At 63.8% G+C, this 24,682-nt stretch carries 12 protein-coding genes; 5 read left to right on the forward strand and 7 right to left on the reverse strand.

All coding sequences use genetic code 11. The features are described 5' to 3' along the window. Positions 1-153: 153 nt before the first annotated feature. The gene (locus A7317_RS20500) at positions 154-1,404 is read left to right on the forward strand and encodes an IS256 family transposase (RefSeq protein ID WP_069074985.1); all 1,251 of its coding nucleotides are present in this window, start codon (positions 154-156) and stop codon (positions 1,402-1,404) included. A gap of 260 nt (positions 1,405-1,664) precedes the next feature. Here A7317_RS20500 and A7317_RS20505 read toward each other — a convergent pair whose 3' ends face one another. The 5 genes from A7317_RS20505 to A7317_RS20525 form a co-directional block, all read right to left on the reverse strand. Beyond that, positions 1,665-1,886, reverse strand: coding sequence for an MbtH family protein (locus A7317_RS20505; RefSeq protein ID WP_024076658.1), 222 nt, complete (start codon positions 1,884-1,886; stop codon positions 1,665-1,667). Positions 1,887-1,968: 82 nt separating this feature from the next. Continuing rightward, positions 1,969-3,381, reverse strand: coding sequence for an aspartate aminotransferase family protein (locus tag A7317_RS20510; protein ID WP_024076659.1), 1,413 nt, complete (start codon positions 3,379-3,381; stop codon positions 1,969-1,971). Positions 3,382-3,596: 215 nt separating this feature from the next. Beyond that, positions 3,597-4,364: an N-acetylmuramoyl-L-alanine amidase gene (locus A7317_RS20515; protein ID WP_069076729.1), complete on the reverse strand. Its 768-nt coding sequence runs from the start codon at positions 4,362-4,364 to the stop codon at positions 3,597-3,599. Between the two features lie 126 nt (positions 4,365-4,490). Then, positions 4,491-5,810 carry an ATP-binding protein gene (locus A7317_RS20520; protein WP_041160988.1) on the reverse strand — a complete coding sequence of 440 codons (1,320 nt, stop codon included), beginning with the start codon at positions 5,808-5,810 and terminating at the stop codon, positions 4,491-4,493. Continuing rightward, complete coding sequence (locus A7317_RS20525; protein WP_069076730.1) at positions 5,810-6,505, reverse strand: response regulator; 696 nt, start codon at positions 6,503-6,505, stop codon at positions 5,810-5,812. The genes A7317_RS20520 and A7317_RS20525 overlap by 1 nt, the downstream gene beginning before the upstream one ends. 177 nt (positions 6,506-6,682) lie before the next feature. Here A7317_RS20525 and dsbD point away from each other — a divergent pair, with 177 nt between their 5' ends. The 3 genes from dsbD to dsbG are packed head-to-tail and all read left to right on the forward strand — an operon-like array spanning position 6,683 to position 10,007. Beyond that, positions 6,683-8,410 carry a protein-disulfide reductase DsbD gene (gene dsbD / locus A7317_RS20530; RefSeq protein ID WP_069076731.1) on the forward strand — a complete coding sequence of 576 codons (1,728 nt, stop codon included), beginning with the start codon at positions 6,683-6,685 and terminating at the stop codon, positions 8,408-8,410. Next, positions 8,410-9,270 (forward strand): TlpA disulfide reductase family protein, encoded by an 861-nt coding sequence (locus A7317_RS20535; RefSeq protein WP_069076732.1) that lies wholly within the window; start codon positions 8,410-8,412, stop codon positions 9,268-9,270. Before dsbD ends, A7317_RS20535 begins: the two co-directional genes overlap by 1 nt. Then, positions 9,246-10,007: a thiol:disulfide interchange protein DsbG gene (dsbG, locus tag A7317_RS20540; protein WP_024076665.1), complete on the forward strand. Its 762-nt coding sequence runs from the start codon at positions 9,246-9,248 to the stop codon at positions 10,005-10,007. The genes A7317_RS20535 and dsbG overlap by 25 nt, the downstream gene beginning before the upstream one ends. Positions 10,008-10,132: 125 nt before the next feature. Here the strand turns inward: dsbG and A7317_RS20545 are convergent, their stop codons facing one another. Next, positions 10,133-23,017 carry a non-ribosomal peptide synthetase gene (locus A7317_RS20545; protein WP_069076733.1) on the reverse strand — a complete coding sequence of 4,295 codons (12,885 nt, stop codon included), beginning with the start codon at positions 23,015-23,017 and terminating at the stop codon, positions 10,133-10,135. A 56-nt stretch (positions 23,018-23,073) separates the two neighbouring features. Beyond that, positions 23,074-23,826, reverse strand: a complete 753-nt coding sequence (locus A7317_RS20550; RefSeq protein ID WP_069076734.1) for a thioesterase II family protein — start codon at positions 23,824-23,826, stop codon at positions 23,074-23,076. A gap of 302 nt (positions 23,827-24,128) precedes the next feature. Between A7317_RS20550 and A7317_RS20555 the strand changes: the two genes are divergently transcribed. Next, the gene (locus tag A7317_RS20555; RefSeq protein ID WP_024076668.1) at positions 24,129-24,680 is read left to right on the forward strand and encodes an RNA polymerase factor sigma-70; all 552 of its coding nucleotides are present in this window, start codon (positions 24,129-24,131) and stop codon (positions 24,678-24,680) included. Positions 24,681-24,682: the final 2 nt, after the last annotated feature.

Raw genomic sequence — 24,682 nt, forward strand, 5'->3', positions numbered from 1 at the left:
TGGCGAGCGGGCTTGCCCCGCGTTGGGGGTGTCAGAAATTTTGTGTTCGGGCATAACATGAGTAAGAGGTGCATGTATGCCAACCAAAAAGAAACCCGCGTGGGGGTGTCAGAAATTTTGTGTTCGGGCATAACATGAGTAAGAGGTGCATGTATGCCAACCAAAAAGAAACCCGCGTTGCGAGAGCTGCCGAAAATCCCGAAAGAGCTGCTCGAGCAATTCACCGATGGACCGATGACCGCTGAAGCTATCGAGGACGCGTCTGCGGCGTTCAAGAAGGCTTTGATCGAGCGAGCGCTGAGTGCAGAGCTAGGTCACCACTTGGGCTATCCGCCGGGCGCGCAGCGCCCAGAGGATGAAACCAACCAGCGCAATGGCAAAAGCGGCAAGACGGTTCTAACCGGCGACGGTCCGCTCCGACTGGATATTCCCCGCGACCGGGACGGCAGTTTTTCGCCCATTTTGATCCCCAAGCACGAACGCCGCTACACCGGTTTCGACGACAAGATCATCGCCATGTATGCCCGTGGAATGACGGTCAGAGAGATCCGAGCGTTTCTTTCCGAGCAGTACGGTACTGACGTTTCTCCCGACTTCATCAGCTCTGTAACCGACGAGGTCATGGCAGAGATCGGTGCATGGCAACAGCGGCCTTTGGAGCCGATGTATCCGGTTATTTTCTTCGATGCTCTACGGGTCAAAATTCGCGAAGAGGGGCTGGTTCGCAACAAGGCGATTTACTTGGCCCTGGGCGTTTTGCCTGACGGAACACGCGATATTCTCGGCATCTGGGTAGAAAATACCGAGGGCGCCAAGTTCTGGATGAAAGTTTTCAACGACCTCAAGACACGCGGCGTCGAAGACGTGTTGATTGCTGTGACCGATGGACTGAAAGGCATGCCAGAGGCTCTCAACGCCGTATTTCCAGACACGACACTGCAAACATGCATTGTTCATCTGATCCGCAACAGTCTTGATTACGCGGCCTGGGACAAGCGTCGCGAACTGGCCAAGGCGCTCAAACCGATCTATCAGGCGGTGACCGCCGAAGCGGCCGAGCAGGCGCTGGATGCGTTTGAAAGCGGGCCATGGGGCAAGCAGTATCCGACGGTAGTGGCTGCCTGGCGCCGCGCTTGGGATCGTGTGATCCCATTTTTCGTGTTCCCGCCGGCGATTCGAAAAGTGATCTACACGACCAACGCCATTGAGAGCATCAACGCTCAGTTGCGCAAGATCATCAAGACCCGAGGTCACTTCCCGACCGACGATGCGGCGACAAAACTGATCTGGCTTGGACTGCGCAATATCACCGCAAACTGGGGCTCCGCGGCCCATGACTGGAAAAGTGCGATGAATCAATTTGCGATTCTGTACGGAGATCGATTTATCAGGCCAACCTGGTAAAGCATGGCCTGCCTGACGGCAGGCCGTTACCGGCCCGCACACAAAATATCTGACAGTCCCCCCGCGTTGGGCTGCGAAGCAGCCCCAATCAAGAAGCACTCGGTGTATCAGGTACAACTCAGCGGCTGGTCTTGGGGCCGCTGCGCAGCCCAACGCGGGGCAAGCCCGCTCGCCACAACAAGCCCGCTCGCCACACATCAAGCCAGCCTTCCACATCAAGCCCGCCTTCCACATCCAGCAGGCTTGACCCAGGTTTTGTGTCAGCCCAGCGCGGCGCCGTCCATCTTCTGGCGCAGGCTCAGCGGGCGCATGTCGGTCCAGGTTTCCTCGATATAGGCCAGGCACTCTTTCTTCAGGCCGCTCTTGCCCACGGTACGCCAGCCTTCCGGCACGGCCTTGTAGTCGGGCCAGATGGAGTACTGTTCTTCATGGTTGACCACTACTTGGAACAGGATGTCGTCGCGGTCAAATACTGAGGTCATTGCGGTTCTCCGTCGCTCAAAGGCTGGCTGCGCACCACGCGCAGCGCTGATATCTGTAGAAACGTACCAAGACGTTGAAAAATTAGAGGCTGGCGACCGCCGCCGCCAATGCACGCCCGAAGATCTCGGCAACGCGGTCGATTTCCACGGCCGTGATCACCAGCGGCGGCAGGAAGCGCACCACGCCGCCATGTCGGCCACCCAGCTCCAGGATCAGGCCGCGCTTGAGGCATTCACGCTGTACCAGCGGTGCCAGTTGGCGATGCACCGGTGGGTGGCCCTGGATATCGAGGGGGCCGTGCGGGTCCACCAGCTCTACGCCGAGCATCAACCCACGGCCACGGATATCGCCCAACTGCGGGAAGTCGCGCTGCAGGAGGCGCAGGTGCTCGCCGAGGCGCTCGCCCATCGCCGCCGCATGGCCGGCGAGGTCATGGTCCTTGAGGTAGCGCATCACCGCCGACCCCGCCGCCATGGCCATCTGGTTGCCGCGGAAGGTTCCGGCATGGGCGCCGGGCAGCCAGGTGTCGAGCCAGTCGCGGTACACCACCACCGCCAACGGCAGGCTGCCGCCGATGGCCTTGGACATCACCACCACGTCCGGGATGATCCCGGCGTGTTCAAAGGCGAACATTTTGCCGGTGCGGCCGAAACCGCTCTGGATCTCATCGACAATCAACGCCACGCCGGCCTGCTCGGTGATACGGCGCAAACCGCGCAGCCAATCGAGATCGGCCGGGATCACGCCGCCCTCGCCCTGCACCACTTCGACGATCACCGCCGCCGGCAACAACACCCCGGCTTCCGGGTCGGTGAGCAGGTTTTCCAGGTAATGCAAGTTGACCCGAACCCCTTGCGCGCCGCCCAGGCCGAACGGGCAGCGGTAGTCGTAGGGGAACGGCAGGAACTGCACGCCATTACCGAGCAACGCCCCCAGGGGTTTCTTCGGACCCAGGCTGCCCATCAGGCTCAAGGCACCCTGGCTCATGCCGTGGTACCCACCCTGGAACGACAACACCGTGCTCCGGCCGGTGGCGGTGCGCACCAGTTTCAACGCGGCTTCCACCGCATCGGTGCCGGTGGGGCCGCAGAACTGGATCTTCGCTTCACGGGCCAATGCTGGCGGCAACAGACCGAACAGGTCCTGCACGAACTGGTCCTTGACCGGCGTCGTCAGGTCGAGGGTGTGCAACGGCAATTCATCGCTCAGCACTTGCTGGATGGCGGCGATCACCACCGGGTGGTTATGCCCCAACGCCAAGGTGCCGGCGCCCGCCAGGCAGTCGATGAAGCTGCGCCCTTCCACATCCTCCACGTAGATCCCCTTGGCGCGCTTGAGCGCCAGGGGGATACGCCGTGGGTAACTGCGGGCATTGGACTCCTGCTGGCGCTGACGGGCCAGCAGCGGCGTTTCTTCGAACTGGTAGAGCGTTTCTGCGGGTGCCGGGCTGACAAGCGCCTGGGCGTCTTCGATACGGCTGGTAGCGACTGACATCTCTCGATCCCTCAATACGCTGATGATGGTGACCAAACTGCCGATCCGTTGGCGTCTGGCCCAAGGGCATGCGCACGGATTTCCTGTTCTGGAAACGCACCAGCGAGAGGAGGATTTAGGAGAAGTGATTGTTGACTGAGGCATGAGGATCAAAATGTGGGCGGGGCAAGTCGAATCGTCGCCCCGCCCCTCCCACCTTTGAACGGTGCGGGGCTTCAAAGCCCAAGGTACTTTTCATTCAAGGCATACAGAATCGCGCAGGTTTCGACATCCAGGAACCCGCAGTAATCCCGCGGCCGAAAGTGCATCTGAAATGCGCGGGTCCTCAGTTCAAACCCATGGCGGTTCTGCGCCGGCTTATAGCCGTAGCGCTGGAATGCCCGCTCCACCTCCACTTCAGGCGGTAAGCCGAGACAGAACCGGCGCTGGTACATGGCTCGCGTCGACTCGTCAAACCACGCCCCGATTCCCGCCTCGAACAAGCGGCGCCACGGCAGCCGGGGCCCCGGATCGCTCTTGCGCCCATAGGCCACATCCGAATGCCCGAGCACGTCGGTCGGCCCGATCTGTGGGTAACGCTCGAGAATGTCACGCAGCAACTCGATCAACACCTCGACCTGCTCCTCGGCGTAATAGGGAAAGGTAAACCCACTGGCGTCATCCCGCGCCTGATTGACGATTTCGATGCCAATCGAGCGACTGTTGAGGTTATCCCGGCCCCCCCATTGGCTCACCCCGGCATGCCAGGCACGCTTGTCCTCGTCCACTAGGCGAAACACGCGCAATTCGTCATAGCCGGCCGTGCGGTAGCCGGGCTCATCGGGGTCGGGCAGCAAGTAATGCGCACTGACCCCGTTCCGGGTCAGGGTGTGCAAGGAGGAGGCGAAGGGTGCCGCGGTGTAATGCAGGATCACTTGGCGCACAGGTTCGCCATTGCGTTCGTTGAAGTCCCTGGAGGGAAAACTGGTATCGATCACCAACATAAGAGCTGTCCTTTTCAACACAGGCCGAGTCATTCAGCCCGTTCAAGCGCAAAAAAATTACCGCCATCCTGAAGGGTTGAACCTCAGGAGGGCGGTAACTATGTGTGACACTTGAAAAAAGGGTGATCAGCGCCGCAGGGGCATGCCCAAGTCAACTCGCAGGCCATCCGGCTGGCTGTCGAATGTCAACGAGCACGAACAGCGCTGCACGATCGCTTGCACGATCGCCAGGCCCAAGCCGCACCCTTCGCTGTTGCCATTGCGCCAGAAACGCTGGGTCAGGTATTGCAGGTCTTCGGCGGATATCTGCGTGCCATGGTCACGCACACGAAACACCACCTGGTCGGCGGTGGTGGATACATTGAGTTCCACCCGGGTAGCCGCCGGGGTGTGGCGCAGGGCGTTGTCCAACAGGTTGCGCAGGGCCGCAACCGCCAGGCCCACCGGCATTTCCACCGGGGCACTTGAGAGGTTGTCCGGCAGGATCAGGTCGATCCGCGAATTGTCACCGGCATTCGCGTCCTGGATCGCCAGCCGTGCAACCTCCTCGGCACTGGATTGCATGCCATCGTCAAACGACAGGCTGCCCTCCACCCGCGCCAGCAGCAGCAATTGTTCGAGGGTGCGGTGCAGACGGTCGGCGCCCTCCTCGGCGTGGGCCAGGGACTGGTCGCGGGCGGCGCCCTCGGTCATGCGGGCCACTTGCAGGTGGGTCTTGATCGCCGTCAGCGGGCTGCGCAACTCGTGGGCGGCGTCGCCGGTGAGGCGGCGTTCGCGCTCGATGGTCTTGGCGATGCGTTGCAACAGTTGGTTTTGCGTGTCGAGCAGCGGCTTGAGCTCGCTGGGCAGCGGGTGGATCTGCAACGGCTCAAGGGAGTCGGCACTGCGGCGCATCAACGCATCACGCATGCGGTTGAGCGGCAGCAGGCTCTGGCCGATGCCCAGCCACAGCAGGCACAAGCAGCCCAACAGGGCCACGCCCACCGGCACCGAGGCCGCCAGCAGGATCGACAGGTTCAAGGCTTCCCGCTCCACCTGGCGGTCGGCGGTGGTGATGAACAGGTCGCCACGGGCCAGGGTGAAGCTGCGCCACGCCGCGCCGTCGATGATCTGGTCACGGAAGCCACTGCGGTGGGATTCCAGGCCCTGGTCAGGGGTAGTGTGGCTGCGCGCCAGCACCTCACCGCGCAAGGAGCTGACCTGGCATGCCATGCCCCCCGGCACGTTGAGTTGTTCGGCACTGAAATGCTTGCCCTCGGCGGTGCTCGCCAGGCCGGGCATTTGCTCCATCAAACCGGCGACCATACGCGCGGACGCCACCAGGCGCTGGTCGAGGGAAAACATCATTTGGTTGCGCAGATCGTTGAGCATCCAGGCAGCCGCTAGGGCCCAGATCAGCACAAAGGCGGCGCCGAGCTTGAACGTCAGCCGCAGTCGCAGGCTCATCACGAAGCCTTCTCTCCAGCCTCGGCCGGGCCGCCATCCGCCGGCCCCAGGCGATAGCCCAGGCCGCGCACGGTCTCAACGATGCCATTGCCCAATTTGCGCCGCAGGTGGTGGATGTGCACGTTGAGCGCGTTGCTCTCCAGCTCGTCGTTGAAACCGTAGACGCTGTCCTTGAGCTGCTCGCTGGAGAGCACTCGGCCTTTGTTGTGCAGCAGGGCTTGCAGCAACGCTTGTTCGCGGCGCGACAAGTCCACAGGCTGCCCGCCCAGGAAGGTCTCGCGGCTGCTGGGGTTATAGGTCAGTTGGCCATGCTCGATCAGGTTGACGCTACGCCCGGCCACCCGCCGCAGCAGGGTTTGCAGGCGCGCAGCGAGTTCGCGCAGGTCGAAGGGCTTGAGCAGGTAGTCGTCGGCACCGGCCTGCAGGCCGTCGACGCGGTTGGTTACCGAGTCGCGCGCGGTGAGGATCAGCACCGGGATCTCCAGGCCCTGGCTGCGCTGTTGCTGCAACAGCTTGAGGCCGTCTTCGTCGGGCAGGCCGAGGTCGAGCACCATGATGTCGAAGGTAGCCGCCTTGAGCATCGCCCGCGCCGCTGCCGCCGAGGCCACGCGCTCGACCGTAAAGCCCTGGGCGCCGAGGCCGGCCACGATGCCGCTGGCGATCAGTTCGTCGTCTTCACAGACCAGTACGTGCATGCTGAACCCTTCATGAAAGATGGGGGTGATTAAAAGTGCTGCGGATTAAGCAGCGATTATGCCGCGAAAAGAAGCCCCCTCAGACATTCCCTACACTTTAGAATAGCGCCCGGTTAATCATCGGTTAATCAACACCACACATTGTGTGCCTCACTTGCATCGAACTAAGGCTTGACCATGCGGCATTTGTTTATCGTTCTGCTGGCGTTATTCGCAGGGTTCGTCCAGGCCGCGCCGGGCAACCCATTCGAGACCAAACCCGACTTCCTCCCGGTGGGCAAAGCCTTCACTTTTACCTCCGAACGCCTGGAGTCCGGTGAAACCCAGTGGTATTGGCAGATCGCCGACGGCTATTACCTGTACCAGCAGCGCATGAAGTTCGACGGCCTGGCTGAAAAGCCGCCACTGCCCCAAGGCGAAGCCCATAGCGATGAGTTCTTCGGCGAGCAGCAAGTGTATCGCCAGGGCCTGGAAGTGAAGATCCCCGCCGGGACCACCGGCAAGGTCAAGCTGGGCTGGCAGGGCTGTGCCGATGCCGGCCTGTGCTACCCGCCGCAGTCGATCACCGTGGACCTGGGGGGCAACCCCGCCGTGGCCGCTACCGCCGAAGCCCAGGACCAGAGCCTGGCCAGCGGCCTGCAACAACGCAGCCTGGGCTGGAGCCTGCTGGTGTTCTTTGGCCTGGGCCTGCTGCTGGCGTTTGCCCCTTGTTCATTGCCGATGTTGCCGATTCTCGCCGGGTTGGTGGTCGGCAGCGGTGCCAGCCCGCGTCGTGGCTTTGCCCTGGCCGGCAGTTATGTCGTGTGCATGGCGCTGGTGTATGCCGCGCTGGGCGTAGTCGCCGCCCTGCTCGGCAGTAACCTCGCCGCGCTGCTGCAAACCCCGTGGATTCTGGGCAGCTTCGCTGCGTTGTTTGTGATCCTGGCCCTGCCGATGTTCGGCTTCTTTGAACTGCAACTGCCGGTGGCCCTGCGCGACCGCCTGGACAACGTCAGCCGTAACCAGAGTGGCGGCAGCCTGATCGGCGCCGGAGTACTCGGCGCCCTCTCCGGCCTGCTGGTCGGCCCGTGCATGACCGCGCCCCTGGCCGGTGCGCTGCTGTATATCGCGCAAAGCGGCAATGCCCTGCACGGCGGCCTGATCCTGTTCGCCATGGGCATCGGCATCGGTGTGCCGCTGTTGCTGCTGGTGACCGTGGGCAACCGCTTCCTGCCCAAGCCGGGCACCTGGATGAATGTGCTCAAGGGGATCTTCGGCTTCCTGTTCCTGGCCACCGCCATACTGATGATTCGTCCGGTCGTCGATGAAGCCCTGTGGCTGGGCCTGTGGGGTGTACTGGCCTTGGCCATGGCCTATTGCGGCTGGCGCCTGGCACAGGATTTCGGGCGTGTCGCCATGCTGTCCGGCGCCGGTTCCGTGGTACTGGGGTTGTGGGGCGGCCTGCTGCTGGTGGGCGCGGCAGGTGGCAGCGATGACCTGTGGCAACCGTTGAAGGTCTACAGCGGCTCGCGCGCTGTCGCCGGCCCTACCGCCCACGACGCGTTCATGACCATCAACGACCCAGCCGTGCTGCAAAGCCAGCTCGACAGCGCCAAGGCCCAGGGCCAATGGGTGCTGGTGGACTACTACGCCGACTGGTGCGTGTCGTGCAAGATCATGGAGAAACAGGTATTCGGCAAACCCGAAGTCCTCGACGCCCTGAAGGACGTGCGCCTGCTGCGCCTGGATGTCACCGCCGACAACGCCGCCAGCCGCGAGCTGCTCGGCCGTTACAAGGTGCCAGGGCCGCCGAGCTTCGTGTGGATCGGCCCTGACGGTGAAGAACGGCGTGCCCAGCGCATCACCGGCGAAGTGGATGCCGCGGCCTTCCTGCAACGCTGGACCCAGACCCGGGGCGCCCTCTGATGCTGACCCTGACCATCGGCACCTTCGCTATCGCCCTGAATCACATCCTGCTGATCAGCGCGCTGATTCTCGCCACCCTGGTGGGCTGGCGCGTGGCCAAGCGTGGCGGGGAAAACCCCGAGTCGGTGCTGTTCAGCCTGTTCCTGCTGGGCATGCTCACCGCGCGGGTCAGCTTCGTACTGATGTATTGGAGTTACTACAGCAACGACCCGCTGCAGATGGTCGACCTGCGCGACGGCGGCTTTCTGGCCTGGCCGGGCGTGATCGCGCTGATCCTCGGCGCGCTGCTGTACGGCTGGCGCCGCCCGGCCCTGCGCAAGCCGCTGAGCGCCGGGGTAATCACCGGCCTGGTGTTCTGGGGCATGACCAGCCTGTCCCTCAGCGTGTATGAAAAAGGCACACGACTGCCAGACATCACCTTGCGCACCGCCAACGGTGAGGTGGTGCAATTGGCCGACTATCAAGGCGGGCCGCTGGTGATCAACCTGTGGGCCACCTGGTGTCCGCCCTGCCGTCGCGAAATGCCGGTACTGGAAAGCGCCCAACGCATGCGCCCCGACGTGACCTTCCTGTTCGTCAACCAGGCCGAGAGCATGCAAAGCGTCAGCACCTACCTGGCCACCCAGGGCCTGAACCTGGACAACGTGCTGTTCGATGCCAGTGGTCGCCTGGGCCAGGCCGTGGGCTCCATGGCCTTGCCGACCACGCTGTTCTACCAAGCCGATGGACGCCTGATCAACAGCCACCTCGGTGAACTGTCCCAGGCCAGCCTGGCCCGTGCCATGGAACCCTTCGACTCCGCCCCCGCCGCCACGGCCCCCTCAAGGAAACCGACATGCCCCGCCTCCGCCACCTGCTGACCCTGCTGCCACTGAGCCTGGCCGCCACCCTGGCCCAGGCCGAAGACTGGCCGGCACCGATCAAACAGATCGAAGCCAAGGGTGCCAAGATCATCGGCAAATTCGATGCACCCAGCGGCCTCACCGGCTACGCCGCGCAGTATCAGAACCGTGGCATGGCCCTGTACCTGACCGCCGACGGCAAAAGTGTGATCGCCGGCAACCTGTACGACGCCCAGGGTAATGACCTGAGCAGCGCGCCCCTGGAAAAACTGGTGTACGCGCCGATGGCCAAGGAAGTCTGGGCCAAGATGGAAAAGAGCCACTGGATCCAGGACGGCGACAAAAACGCCCCCCGCACCGTCTACCTGTTCAGCGACCCCAACTGCCCGTACTGCAACATGTTCTGGGAACAGGCGCGGCCATGGGTGAAAGCCGGCAAGGTGCAGCTGCGACATATCATGGTGGGGATTATTCGCGAGGACAGCCCAGGCAAATCCGCTGCGCTGCTGGCCAGCAAAGACGCGCCCAAGGCCCTGGAAGAACACGAAGCCGCCGGCAAAGGCAGCAAGCTCAAGCCGCTGGAGAAAATCCCGGCGGATATCCAGGCCCAACTCAATGCCAATATGCAGTTGATGGATGACTTGGAGTTGTCGGCAACCCCGGCGATTTTCTACCTGGATGACAAGGGTGGCTTGCAGCAACAGCAAGGCGCGCCGTCGCCGGATAAGTTGGTGAAGATTCTTGGACCGAAATAAGCCGCGCCTGGGCTGACGCCATCGGGAGCAAGCCCCCTCCCACACTCGAGCCCCTTCCTTCAGGATGAACCCGGTCACTGTGGGAGGGGGCCTGCTCTCGATGAGGCCCGCGCAGGCTGCGAAAATTACAAGCCTTCCAACTCCGCCATCAAATCACTCAAGCGATCCACCTTCTGCGCGCTGATCTCATTCGCCGCCAGCCCATCGATGTACTCGGCCAACGCCGCCACCGTGCTGCACTCGAACATCGCCCGCAGCGGCACATCCCGTTGCAGGGTTTTCTGCACCCGCGAGGCAATCTGCGTGGCCAGCAACGAGTGTCCGCCCAGTTCGAAGAAGTTGTCCTGTACCCCTACCCTTTCGACTTTCAGCACCTCGGCCCAGATCGCGGCCAAGGTGGCTTCAAGTGCGTTGCGCGGCGCCAGGTAGTCCTGGCTGTGCAATTGGCCGATCTCCAGGGTGGGCAGGGCCTTGCGGTCGAGCTTGCCGTTGGCGTTGAGCGGCAGGCGGTCCAGCCATAGCCAATGCAGCGGCACCATGTACTCCGGCAGTTCGGCGCGCAGGCGTTGCTTGATGCGGTCCAGGCGCTCGCCTGGGTTCAAGGTTTCATCGGCGGCCACCAGGTAGCCGACGAGGTGTTTGCCGTTGTCCCCCTCCTGCACGCCGACGGCCGCGTCGCGCACGTCCGATTGTTCGTGCAGGCGTGCTTCGATTTCCCCCAGCTCGATGCGGTAACCGCGAATCTTCACTTGGTGGTCGATACGCCCGACGTACTCCAGCACGCCATCGCTGCGACGGCGTGCCAGGTCGCCGGTGCGGTACAAACGCTCGCCCGCCGCGCCGAACGGGTTCGGCACAAACACTGGGGCGGTGCGCAACGGGTCGCCGACATAGCCACGCCCCACACCGGTACCGGCTACGCACAACTCGCCTACCGCGCCTTGGGGCACCAGTTCCAACGCACCGTCCAGCAGGTACAAGCGGTTGTTGTCGGTCGGCGTCCCAATCGGCAGGTAAGTGCCACGGGTCGAGGCCAGGTCGACGCGGAAGAACGCCACGTCGTCCGAGCATTCTGCCGGGCCATAGGCGTTCACCAGCCCGATCTGCGGATAACGCAGCAACCACTGGTGCGCCAGCTCCGGCGGCATGGCCTCGCCGGTGGGCAGCATCCAGCGCAGGCCATCGAGGCTGATGCGCTCCTCGGCCAGCATGCCCTGGATCAGCGACGGCACGCTTTCCAGCACCGTGATGCCTTGAGTCTGAACATGCGCCAGCAAGCCTTGGGGATCGTGGGCGATGGTGTTCGGCACAATATCCACCCGCGCCCCGAACAGCGGCGCGGCAAGGAATTGCCACACGGAAATATCGAAGCTTTGCGAGGCCGTCTGGGCGATCACATCCGTCTCGCTCAGTTGCAGGTAAGGCACTTTGCTCAACTGGTTATTGAGCATGCCGCGCTGCTCGACCATCACCCCTTTGGGCAAACCGGTGGAGCCCGAGGTGTAGATCACGTAGGCGAGGTTGTACGGTGCGCTGTAGACACCAGGGTTGGCACCCCGGGACGGCACTTCCTCCCATACCAGCAACTGACAGTCAAAACCGTCCAGCAACGCAATGGCCTGCTCGCGGCACGCCTCGGTGCACACCAGCAACGGCGTACGGCTCAGGTCGATGATGCTGCGCAAACGCTGGCTCGGCAGGCCGGGGTCCAGCGGCAGGTAACCGGAACCGGCCTTGAAGCTGCCGATGATCATGCCCAGCAAGTCAAGGCTACGCTCGGCCAGCAACGCCACCGGTTGGTCCAGGCCGACACCCGCCGCGATCAGCGCGTGACCGAGCCCGTTACTGCGACGGTTCAATTCGTCATAGGTCCACTGTCGGTCCAGGCAACTGGCGGCAATGCGCTGTGGATGGGCGGCGACCTGCGCTTCGAACAGTTCGACATAACTGCGTTCCAGCGGGTAGGCGTGCGCGCTCTGGTTGCAGCCGTGCAACAGGAACGCACGTTCCTGCTCGCCCATCAGCGGCAGGTCGGCCATGTCGCCATGGAACCCGTGCATCAATGCCAGCAGCAAACGCTTGAACTCGCCGAGCATGCCTTGCACGGTGGTTTCGTCGAAGTAACGCTGGTCGTAAGACAGGTGCAACCCCAGGTCATCACCCGGATAGCACACGGCCGTCAGCGGGAAGTTGGTGTGGGTGCGGCCGGAGTCCGAGGTGGCATTCAGGCTTTGTGCGCGATCCAGTACCGAGACTTCCACCGGGGCATTTTCAAACACGAACAGGCTGTCGAACAGCGGCTGGCCCTTGGGCAACTCGCTGTGTTCCTGGATCGTCACCAGCGGCAGGTATTCGTACTCGCGCAGTTGCATATTGCTGTCGAGCAAGCCGCTCAACCACTGGCGCACGCTGCAACGCTGGTCGTCCTCGGGCAGTTTTACCCGCAGGGCGATGCTGTTGATGAACAGGCCGACGGTGCGCTGCATCTCGGGCATGTCCACCGGGCGCCCAGCCACGGTGACGCCGAACAGCACGTCACGATCGCCGCTCAAGCGGCGCAGCACCAACGCCCATGCAGCCTGGGCGAAGGTGTTGACGGTGAGTTGATGGGCCTGCGCCAACTCGCGCAGTTGCGCACCGTCGCGGGCCTCGAGACGGGTGTAGCAGTCGCCCACCACCATGCCACCGCTATGGCCGGCATGTTCACGCAGGAATGGCCGGTCGCTCGGGATCGGCGTGGTGCGCTCGAAGCCTTGCAGGTTCTGCTGCCACCACTGGCGTGCTTCGCTCAGGTTCTGGCGTTGCAGCCAGGCAATGTAGTCGCGATAACGCGGCGGCGTGGCCAGTTGTGCCTCGCGCCCTTCGCCCAGGGCCATGTAGATCTCGAAGAAGTCATTCATCAACAACGAGCGGCACCACGCATCGATGAGGATGTGGTGGTTGCTCATCATGAACCAGTAGCGCTCGGCGCCGACGCGGATCAGGCGCAGGTGGAACGGCGCCTGGTTGAGCAGATCGAAACCGGCTTCGCGCTCCTTCTTGAGCAGCGCTTGCAGACGCGGCTCCTGCTCGCTTTCTGGATCAGCACTCCAATCCAGGTACTCAATCGGCGTACTGCCCGGCTGATGGATCACTTGCAGCATGTCTTCGCCAACGTTCCAACAGAACGAGGCACGCAAGGCTTCATGCCGGGCGATCACCGCCTGCCAGGCCTGGGCGAAACGCTCAGGGTCCAGGGCGCTGTCGATGCGGTAGCGGTCCTGCATATAGTAGAGACCCGTGCCCGGTTCCAGCAGGGTGTGCAGCAGCAAACCCTCCTGCATTGGCGTCAGCGGGTAGACGTCTTCGATGACGCTGGCGGGTACCGGCAAGCTGTCCAGTTGCGCCTGACTCAAGTGCGCCAGGGGGAAGTCCGACGGCGTGAAACCGCCAACATCGTCCCTGAGGCAGTGCGCAATCAGGCTGCGCAGTTCGGCCAGGTAGGCATCGGCCAGAGCCTGGAGAGTCTGCCGATCGAAGCGTTCGCGGCTGAAGGTCCAGCGCAGCACCAGCTCACCGCCGTACACCTGGCTGTCGATGCTCAGTTCGTTGGGCAACGGTGCATCCGGGTCATGGGCCAGGCCGGCAGACTCGTCCAGCGGGTGGAACAGCGCATCGGCGCCAAAGCTCTGGTCGAATTGACCGAGGTAGTTGAAGGTGATGCCGGCGCTGGGCAGCCCGGCCAGGGTCTGCTTGCACAGGTCGTCCGCCAGGTAACGCAGCACGCCATAGCCGAGGCCCTTGTGGGGGATGCCGCGCAGTTGCTCCTTGATCGCCTTGATCGAAGCGCCCTGCTCCGCCAGTGGGGTCAGGCGCAGCGGATAAGCACTGGTGAACCAGCCGACGCTACGGGTCAGGTCGATATCATCGAACAGGGTTTCACGACCATGGCCTTCCAGCTGGATCAGCGCCGAATCATGCCCACTCCAGCGGCACACCACACGGGCCAGCACGGTCAACAGCAGGTCATTGACCTGGGTGCGGTAGGCGCTGGGGGCCTGTTGCAGCAACTGGCGGGTGTGTTCGGCATCCAGGCGCACGCTGACGGTATCCGCATCCCGATTACGCAGCGCGCCTAGAGGACGCGTCACCGGCAATGCCACGGCCGGGCCGGCCAATTGAGCCTGCCATACCGTCAATTCCTCGCGCAGGGATTCACTGTGGGCATAAGCCTGCAAGCGCGCAGCCCAGTCACGCAGGGCGCTGGTCTTGGCCGGCAGGCTGACGGACTGGCCTTTGCTCAGTTGGCGATAGACGTTTTGCAGATCCTCCAGCAGCACCCGCCACGACACGCCATCGACCACCAGGTGATGGATAGCGATCAGCAGGCGCTGTTGCCCTTGCGGGCCATCCACCAGCAAGGCGCGCAACAGCGGGCCGTGCGCCAGGTCGAGGCTGCGCTGGGTCTCGGTGAACAGCGCGGTGCACTGCGCCATATCGTGCACGTGCGCCTGCATCAGCACGCCGCCCTGGGGCACGGCCAAGTGCTCGGCGTGCCATTGCGCGTCGCGCTGGCTGAAGCTCAGGCGCAGCGCGTCGTGGTGTTCCAGCACCGCCAACAGCGCTTGCTCCAGGCGATGGGGCTCGAGCAGTTGCAGGGGCTTGAGGACAAGCGCCTGGTTCCAATGCTGACGTTCGGGAATCGGGGTATCGAAGAACCACTGCTGGATGGGCGTCAGGCCCGAGCTGCCGGTGAGCACGCCCTGCTCGGCCGTCACTTGCTCGACGAGCGTGGCAACCGCCGCCAGGGTTTGCACGGTCTGGTGCTGGAACAGGTCGCGGGGGCTGAAGTGAATCCCCGCCTGCCGCGCACGGCTGACCACCTGGATCGACAGGATCGAGTCGCCGCCCAGTTCAAAGAAGTTATCGTCCAGGCCGACTTGCGGCACGTTCAACACGGCGCACCAGATCGCGGCCAGGGTGCTTTCCAACGCGTTGCGCGGGGCCACGTACTGTTGGCGGTTGGCTTCCGGGTCCGGTTGCGGCAAGGCACGCCGGTCGAGCTTGCCGTTGGCGGTCAACGGCATGCTGTCCAGCACGATCAGGTGCGCGGGCACCATGTAGTCCGGCAGTTGCGCCTTGAGATGCGCCTTGAGCGCATCGCGTAATGCGCCGTGCTCGGCATCGCTGACCAGGTAGGCCACCAGCTGTTTGCCGCTGGGCGAATCCAGCGCCAGCACCACGGCCTCGCGTACGGCGTGGTGCTCCAGCAGGCGGGTTTCGATCTCGCCCAGTTCGATACGGAAGCCACGAATCTTCACTTGATGGTCGATCCGCCCCAGGTACTCCACCAGACCATCGGCGCGTTGGCGCACCAGGTCGCCGGTGCGATAAAGACGCCCGCCGTCACGCGCGAAGGGATCGGCCACGAAGCGTTCGGCGGTCATGCCCGGACGCTGGTGATACCCCTGGGCCAGGCCGGCGCCGCCGACATACAGTTCACCCGTCGCACCTTGCGGCACCAAGGCCAGGTCGGCGTCGAGAATGTACGCCACGCGGTCCCCGATGATGCTGCCGATCGGTACGCTGCCGGCGCCCTCCTCCAACTGCTCGGGCGCGAGGCTGGCCAGCGGCATCACCACGGTTTCGGTCGGCCCATAGGCGTTGAAAAACACCTGCGGCTGGAACGCTGCGCGGATGCGCTGCAAGTGTTCGCCGGTCAAAGCCTCGCCACCGGTGATGCACATCCGCACCGGCAACGTCTGGTGCTGGGTGGCCAGCCACTGCGCCAACTGGCTGCCGTAGCTCGGCGTAAAGCCGAGGATATTGATGCGATGGGTACGGATCAGCGCGCAGATCTCTTCTGCATCCCACTGGCCCTGGGCGCGTAATACCACCCGCGCACCGCAGAGCAACGGCACCAGCAAACGTTCGGTAGCGGCGTCGAAGTTGATCGAATAGAAGTGCAGTTCGCAGTCGTCCGGGCGCATGCCGAAGCGCTCGATCACGGCCCGGCAGTGCATGGCGATTTCGCCGTGCGACACCACCACGCCCTTGGGCTTGCCGGTGGAACCGGAGGTGTAGATCAGGTAGGCCTGGTGCTGCGCCAGGCTGATAAAGGGCAGTTCATCGGCCGGGTAATTCTCCAGCACCGGAAGGTCATCTTCCAGGCACCAGCAGGCCACGGTCGCCGGCAGTTCACCCAGGGCTTCGAACATCGCTGCATCGCTGAGCAGCAGGCCAATTCCGCTGTCTTCGATCATGTAGTGCAGGCGGTCCAGCGGGTATTCCGGGTCGAGCGGCACATAAGCACCGCCCGCCTTGAGGATCGCCAACAGGCCGATGACCATTTCCAGCGAACGCGGCAACGCCAGGCCGACGCGTACCTGCGGGCCGACACCACGCTCGCGCAGCATCCAGGCCAGGCGGTTGGCACGGGCGTCCAGCTCGCGGTAGCTGAGGGTAACGCCGGCGAAGGTCAGCGCGGGCGCATCGCCACGGGCTTTTGCCTGTTGGCTGAACAGCGTGTGAATGCACTGATCAAGGCGGTGCTCGCCCGCTTCGACGCCCAGGCTGTCCTGCAACGCGCGCTGCTCCGTGGCGCTGAGCAACGGCAATTCGCTCAGACGCTGCTCGGGGCTGGCGATCAACGCTTGCAACAGATTGCGCCAATGCTCGGCCATCCGCGCAATGCGCGGCTCATCGAACAAGTCGGTGCTGTAGGTCAGGCAGCACCCCAGGCGATGGTCAAGGTCGGTGACTTCCAGGTTGAGGTCGAACTTGGTCGCGCGCGCATCGTTGGCCAGGTACTCGACCGTCATGCCGGCCAGTTGGCGGCTCTGCTGGAACTCCCAACGCTGCACGTTGCACATCACCTGGAACAGCGGGTTGTACGCCGCACTGCGCGGCGGTTGCAAGGCTTCGACCAGATGGTCGAACGGCAGGTCCTGATGGGACTGGCCCTCGATCACGGTGTGACGCACCTGTTCGAACAACTCACCCACAGTCATCTGCCCATTGAGCTGGCAACGCAGCACCTGGGTATTGAGGAACGCACCAATCAGCCCTTCGCTTTCCGGGCGAATCCGGTTGGCCACGGGGGCGCCGATGCGCAAGTCGGTCTGGCCGCTGTAGCGGTAGAGCAACACGGCCAGGGTGGCGGTCATGGTCATGAACAGGGTCAGGCCGCGTTCGGCGTTGAAGGCGCGCACGCGGGCCGCCAGGTCATCGCTCAATTCGAAACGGTACAGCTCGCCACGATGGCTTTGTACCGGTGGCCGTGGGCGGTCGCCGGGCAGTTCCAGCAGCGGGTGCTCATGACCCAGTTGCGCGGTCCAGTAATCCAGCTGGCGTTGGCGTTCGCCGGCTTCCAGCCATTGGCGTTGCCACACGCTGTAGTCGAGGTATTGCACGGGCAACGGCGCCAGCGGCGAGTCGCGCTCGTCGATAAAGGCTTCGTACAACGCGCTGAGTTCACGGGCAAAGATGTCCATGGCCCAGCCTTCGGTGACGATATGGTGCAGGGTCAGCACCAGGTAGTGCTCCTGCTCACCGGCCTTGACCAGGCACGCGCGCAGCAGCGGGCCGGTTTCCAGGTTGAACGGTGTGTGGGCTTCATGGTCGGCCAGCTGCTGCAAGCGTTGCTGGCGCTCGGTTTCGCAGAGCGCCGAGATATCCTGCCAGCCCATGCGCACGCCGGACTGCGGCGCGACCTTCTGATAGGCCACGCCATCGACACTCGGGAAGGTGGTGCGCAAGGTTTCATGGCGCATGATCAAGGCTTGCAACGCCGCCTCGAAACGCCCCACATCCAGCACCCCGCGCAGGCGCGCCATGCCGCCGACGTTGTAGGCCGGGCTGTCCGGCTCCATCTGCCAGAGGAACCACATGCGCTGCTGGGAATAGGACAACGGCACCGGTTCGCTGCGGTCGACCTTGGCGATGGTGGTTTGTTGGTTGCGTTGCCCCGACGCCTGGATCAGCCCGACCTGTTCAGCAAAAGCGCCCAACTCGCTGGCTTCGAACAACGTGCGCAACGGCAGCTCGACGTCACAGGCCTGGCGGGTACGGGAGATGATTTGCGTGGCCAGCAGCGAGTGGCCGCCCAGGGCGAAGAAGTCATCGTGCAGGCCGATCTTCGGCAGGCCAAGGACCTCGCGCCAGATCGCGGCGATCTGCTGTTGCAGCGGCGTTTCAGGCTCGACGTGCTCACGGGTTTGCCACACCGGCTCCGGCAAAGCGCGGCGGTCGAGCTTGCCGCTCGGGCTCAGGGGCATGGCGTCCAGACGCATCAGCAGGGCGGGCACCATGTACTCCGGCAGCTCGGCGGCCAGGGCAGTTTTGACCTGCTGTTCGTCCAGCTCGGCATGGGCGGTGTAGTAGCCGATCAACTGTGCGTCACGCACCAGCACGACGGCCTGGGCGATGCCGTCCAGGGCGAGCAGGCGCGCTTCGATTTCTTCCGGCTCCACCCGGAAACCGCGGAGCTTGACCTGTTGGTCGAGACGGCCGAGGTACTCAAGCACACCGTCGGCGCTCCACCGGGCGCGGTCACCGGTGCGGTACAGGCGCGCACCTTGGTGGTCGGCGACAAAGCGCTCAGCGGTCAACCCAGGACGACCGAGGTAACCCCGCGCCAGGCCAATGCCACCGATGCACAGCTCACCCGGCACGCCAACGGGCACGGGGTTGAGCTGCTCATCCAGCACGCGACAGATCACATTGCCCAGCGGGCGGCCAATCGGCGAGCGCTCGCCATCCTCCATGCGGCAGTGCCAGTGCGTCACGTTGATCGCGGTCTCGGTCGGGCCATAACGATTGTGTAATTGCACCGCCGGCAACTGCGCCAATACGCGGTTGCGCAGCTCGGCGGGCAAGGCTTCACCACCGGAGAACAGGCGGCGCAGGCTGGTGCATTCGGCCACCAACGGTTCATCGATAAACAGCTGCAACAGCGGCGGCACGAAGTGCAGCGTGGTCACGCCGTGTTCCTGGACCAACTGCGCGATACGGTGCGGATCACGATGCTCGCCAGGGCCGGCCAGCACCAGGCGGCAGCCGGTGATCAGCGGCCAGAAGAATTCCCACACTGACACGTCGAAACTGATCGGCGCCTTTTGCATCAGCACATCCGTGTGGTTGAGCTGATAGGTGGCTTGCATCCATTGCAAGCGTTCGGCCAGGGCCGCATGGGTGTTGCCCACGCCCTTGGGCTGGCCGGTGGAGCCGGAGGTGTAGATCACGTAGGCGAGGTTGTCACCCTCCAGGTGCAGGCCAGGGGGCTGGGTCGGCCAACTGTCGAGGTGCAGGCTGTCCATGGCGATCACGCACACGCCATCGGCCGTCGGCAGGTGTTCGAGCAAGGCGGTCTGGGTCAACAGCAGGTGCGCGCGGCTGTCCCGGAGCATGTAGGCCAGGCGCTCGGCGGGGTAGTCCGGGTCCAGCGGCACATAGGCACCGCCGGCCTTGATGATCGCCAGCAGGCCGATCAGCAACTGCGGCGACCGCTCGGCAGCGATGGCCACGCACACGTCCGGGCCAACGCCTTTGTCGCGCAGGTAATGGGCCAGGCGGTTGGCCTGGGTATGCAGTTGGGCGAACGTCAGGCTGCCGTCCTGCCAGACCAGCGCGGTGTTATCAGAGACAGATGGGTTGAGCAGTTCGGGCAGCCATTGTTGAGCGGGGGCACACGGCGCCTGGCTCCACGCTTGCTGTTCGTCCTGCTGCATCAGCTTGAGGTCGCCGAGGGCACGCTGCGGATGCTCGCAGATCGCGTGCAGCAGGTGGATGAAGTGTTCGGCCAGGCGCTGGATCGTCGCAGGCTCGAACAGTTCATCGGCGTAGTCGAACGACAGTCCCAGGCGCCCATTGCGGTCTTCTTCAGTGTGCAGTTGCAGGTCGAACTTGGCTTCGCGGCTGTGCCACGGCAGCTCGTCGGCAAGCATGCCCGGCAGGCGGCGCAAGGCACTCAGGTCGCGTTGCTGGTGGTTGAACATCACTTGGAACAAACCCTGTTCGCGGGCCTGCGGGAACGCCTCCAGCAGTTGTTCAAAGGGCAAGTCCTGATGCGCCTGGGCGCCCAAGGCGGCCTGGCGTGTCGCGGCCAATAGCTGGTTGAACGGCAAACGCCCGTCCAGTTCGGCGCGCAGCACCAGCGTGTTGATAAAGAAACCGACCAGGCCCTGGGTTTCCTGGCGTGGGCGGTTGGCGTTGGGCACGCCAATGCGGATATCGCGCTGGCCACTGTAGCGATAGAGCAAGGTCTGGAACGCCGCCAGCAACAGCATGAATGGCGTGGACTCATGGGACTGGGCAGTCTGGCGAATCGCTTCGCTGAGGCTGGCGCCCAGGCGCACGCTGTGGCGTGAAGCAGTGTGGTGTTGCTGCGCCGAGCGCGGGTGGTCGGTGGCCAGGCTCAAGGCCGGATGCTCCTCCCCCAGTTGCGCTTTCCAGTACGCCAGTTGGCGCTGGCCTTCGCCTTCGGCCAGCCATTGGCGTTGCCAGCTTGCGTAGTCGGCGTACTGCAAAGCCAGGGGTGGCAACGCCAGGGTTTGGCCCTGGGCAGCGGCGGCATACAGTCGCGAGAACTCGTCGATGAGCAGATTCAGCGACCAGCCGTCAGCAATGATGTGGTGCAGCGTCACCAGCAGTTGATGATCTTCATCCTCCAGGCGTACCAGGGTCACCCGCAGCAGCGGGCCGTTTTCCAGGTCGAACTGGGTACGCGCTTCGTCCTCGCGGATCTGTTGCGCGCGGGCGTCACGTTCGGCGGCGGGCAGGTGGCTGAGGTCGATGACGTGCAGATCGAAATCGCTGTTGGCGTCCACACGCTGGAAGGCTTGGTCATCGCGCTCATAGAAACGTGTGCGCAGGGCTTCGTGGCGCTGGATCAAGTGCTGGAAGCTGGCACGTACCGCGTCCTCATCCAGCTCGCCACGCAAACGCAGGGCGCCGGGGATGGTGTAGGCGCTGCTCAGGGGATCCAGTTGCCAGGTGATCCACAAGCGATTCTGGGCCAGGGATTGGGGCAGGTCTTCGTCGCGCGATAGGGTGTGGATCGCGCCTTGGGCAACGCCACCGTCCTGTTGCAATTGCGCGATATGCGCGGCAAAGCCTTCCAGGGTCGGGGCTTCGAACAGCATGCGCAGGTTCAGCTCCAGGCCGAGGTCTTCGCGCAGGCGCGCGACCACCTGGGTGGCGGTGATGGAGTTGCCGCCGAGCAGGAAGAAGTGATCGTCGGCCGCCACGCTCGCCACGTGCAACTGTTCGCACCAGATCGCCGCGATCCGGCTTTGCAGCTCCGACCCCTGCGCCGCATTAGGCGCCGGCGCATGCAGGTCGGGGAACTGCGCATAGCTATCGAGGCTGCCATCGGCATGACGCACCGCGCAGGCCGCGCGTTGCAGCTTGCCGCTGGAGGTCTTGGGCAAGGCACCGGGGTTGAGCAGCAGCACCACGCACGGCGCCTCTTGGTAGGCCTCGGCCACGGCCTGGCGGATGGCTTTGATCAGCGCTTCAGGCGGCAAGATCTTCTGCACGCTGCGGCTGATTTCCGCCGCAATGCCAATACCTTCCTGGCCCTGGTCATTCACCGCGAACGCCGCAACGCGACCCTTGCGCACCACTTCCACTTCGCGCTCGATGGTCTGCTCGATGTCCTGGGGATACAGGTTGTGCCCGCGCACGATCAGCAGGTCTTTCAGGCGGCCGGTGATGTACAGCTCGCCCTCGCGGATAAAGCCCAGGTCACCGGTGCGCAGCCAGGTGCGGCCGGCGTGCTGTACGAAGGTCTTGGCGCTGGCTTCGGGGTTGCGCCAGTAGCCATGGGCGATGCTCGGCCCGCTGGCCCAGATTTCGCCGACGCCGTTGTCGGCCAGTTCGCTCAAGGTGTGCGGGTCGACGATCAGCACCCCATGGTCCGGCTGGCTCGTGCCGCAACTCATGATCGCACTGCCCTGCCCTGGTTCGGCGCGGTTAGCGGCCAACGCCTGTTCGTCGACACGCAGCGCGGGGATGCCCTGGCCACGGCGGCCACCGGCGACAAAGAGGGTCGCTTCGGCCAGGCCGTAGGAGGCGAAGAAGCTGTTCGCGGTGAAACCGCAACGGGCGAATTTCTCGGCGAAGCGTTCCAGGGTGTCGAGGCGGATCGGCTCGGAGCCGGAATAGGCCACGCGCCACTGGCTCAGGTCGAGACGCGCCAACGCCGACTCACTGACCCGCTCACTGCATAAACGGTAGGCGAAATCCGGGCCGCCGCTGATGGTACCGCCGTATTCGCTGATCGCTTCCAGCCAACGCAGCGGCCGGCCGAGGAAGTACGCCGGCGACATCAGTACGCAGGGCACGCCGCTGAAAATCGGTTGCAGCAGGCCGCCGATCAGGCCCATGTCGTGGTACAGCGGCAGCCAGCTGACGATCACATCGTCCGGGTTCACGTCGATGCCGAAGCCTCGGCGGATCAGCACTTCATTGGCAACCAGATTGCCGTGGCTGACTTGTACGCCCTTCGGCAACGCGGTGGAGCCAGAGGTGTATTGCAGGAAGGCAATGTCGTCGGGTTGCAGGTCGGGGGCGCGCCAGCTGTCCGCGATTTGTGCGTCCAGGGTGTCGACACTCAACACCGGCGGCGCGTTTTCGAGCTGCGCCAAGCCATCGCCGAGGCTGGCGATGGTCAGCAGCAGGCGCGGCTCGGCGTCGGCGATGATCGACAGCAGGCGCGCCTGGTGATGCCGGCGGGTGGACTCCGGCGGGTAGGCCGGCACTGCAATGATGCCGGCGTACAGGCATCCGAAGAACGCCGCGACATAGTCCGGGCCGCTGGGGAACAGCAGCACCGCACGCTCGCCCAACGTTGCGTTGGCCTGGAGGGCGGCGGCGATGGTGCGGGCGCGCAGGTCCAGGTCGCGGTAACTGAGCACGATGCTCTGTTCGGCGGACTCGGCGAGAAAGCGCAGGGCCACTTGGTCCGGGGTCTGCTCGGCACGCTGTTGAAGGGACTGGACCAGGGTGCGGGGAAGTTCGAAGGCGTCCATCTTGGGGTTCCTGCCTGAAATCGGCTTACGGGAAATTCGGGAATGGGAGGGGGCGTTCAGCCGGCGGCCAGTTGCCGCGCCGTGCCATTGCGCCAGCGGGCCAGGTGCTCGTCGGCATAACGCCGCAGGCAGCGCAGCACGGCGCTTTCGTGCTGCACGAGAAAGAAGTGGTGGCCGTCGAACATATCCAGGGAAAAGCCACTGGCGGCGTCGGCCTGCCAATCGAGCAATTGGTCGGCACGCACACTGTCCTGCTTGCCGCCGAACACATGGATCGGCATGTCCAGCGGCGTGCGCTGGCCATAGGTGAAACTGCCGCACAGCAGGAAATCGGCGCGCAGGATCGGCAGCATCAATTTCATCAACTCGGGATTGGCCAGGGCTTCTTCGGCGGTGCCTTGCAGTTCGCGCAGGCGGGCGATCAGTTGCTCATCGGTCTTTTCAATGGCGTATTCACTGACATCACGGCGCGCGGGCCCGGCGGTGCCGGAGGCGAACAATGCCAGCGGCGCAGGCACATGGCGTGCGTTCAGCGCATGCGCCAGCTCGAAGGCCAGCAGGCCACCCAGGCTGTGACCGAACAGCGCGTAGGGGCCGTCCAGGTCGCGACTGATTTCATCCGCCAACTGCGCGGCCAATACCTTGATATCACGCTGCAACGGCTCGTCCATGCGCATGCCACGCCCGGGCAACTCCAGCGGGCACACTTGCAACCACTCCGGCAGGGCGCGGCGCCAGCGCACGTAGACCATGGCGCTGGCCCCTGAATAAGGCAGGCAAAACAGGCGCAGTCGAGTCGGCGCACTCATCGCCGGTGGCCCCCACACTGAATCACGCTGTATGCACGATAGAAACCCATCTCGCCCTCCTGCGGGTGCTGATCCTTGGCCGTTTTACTAACGGACCTGTCACCCAGAAGAACGGACGGCACCGGCAAATAATTAGTCGCCGGGGGCGAGCGAGACGTGGCTCACACCTTCCGCAAAGGCATAAGATTAGTTCGCCTTCTCATTTGACAATCATTATCATTAAGCATAATTTGTTGCCCGATGTGTAGGAGGCCTCAGCAAGGACGCCCTCCCCTAACCTCTTTAGCGACAAGGTGATTTCCATGACGGAACAAGTATCCACAGGCAGGTGCGACTCACCGCTGCTCCAGGCATTCGTCGACAATCGGCTGATCCTGGTAAAGATCGCAGCACGAATTACCGGGTGCCGCTCCCGGGCCGAAGATGTGGTGCAGGACGCCTACTTCCGGCTGCAATCGGCACCGACGATCACCTCATCGTTCAAGGCCCAGTTGAGTTACCTGTTCCAGATCGTGCGCAACCTGGCGATCGATCACTACCGCAAGCAAGCCCTGGAGCTCAAGTACTCGGGCACCGAAGAGGAAGGCTTGAATGTGGTGATTCATGGCGCATCACCGGAAACCACCCACATCAATTTCAACACCCTGGAAAACATCGCCGACGCCCTGACGGAGCTGCCCCAGCGCACCCGCTATGCATTCGAGATGTACCGCCTGCACGGCGTGCCGCAAAAGGACATCGCCAAGGAACTGGGTGTGTCGCCAACCCTGGTGAACTTCATGATCCGTGATGCGCTGGTGCATTGCCGTAAGGTGTCGGGCAACCATAGCGATACGTTTGCGCGGCGGGTCTGACT

Origin of the sequence: Pseudomonas fluorescens, from assembly GCF_001708445.1 — a bacterium.
GTDB lineage: Bacteria > Pseudomonadota > Gammaproteobacteria > Pseudomonadales > Pseudomonadaceae > Aquipseudomonas > Aquipseudomonas gorinensis.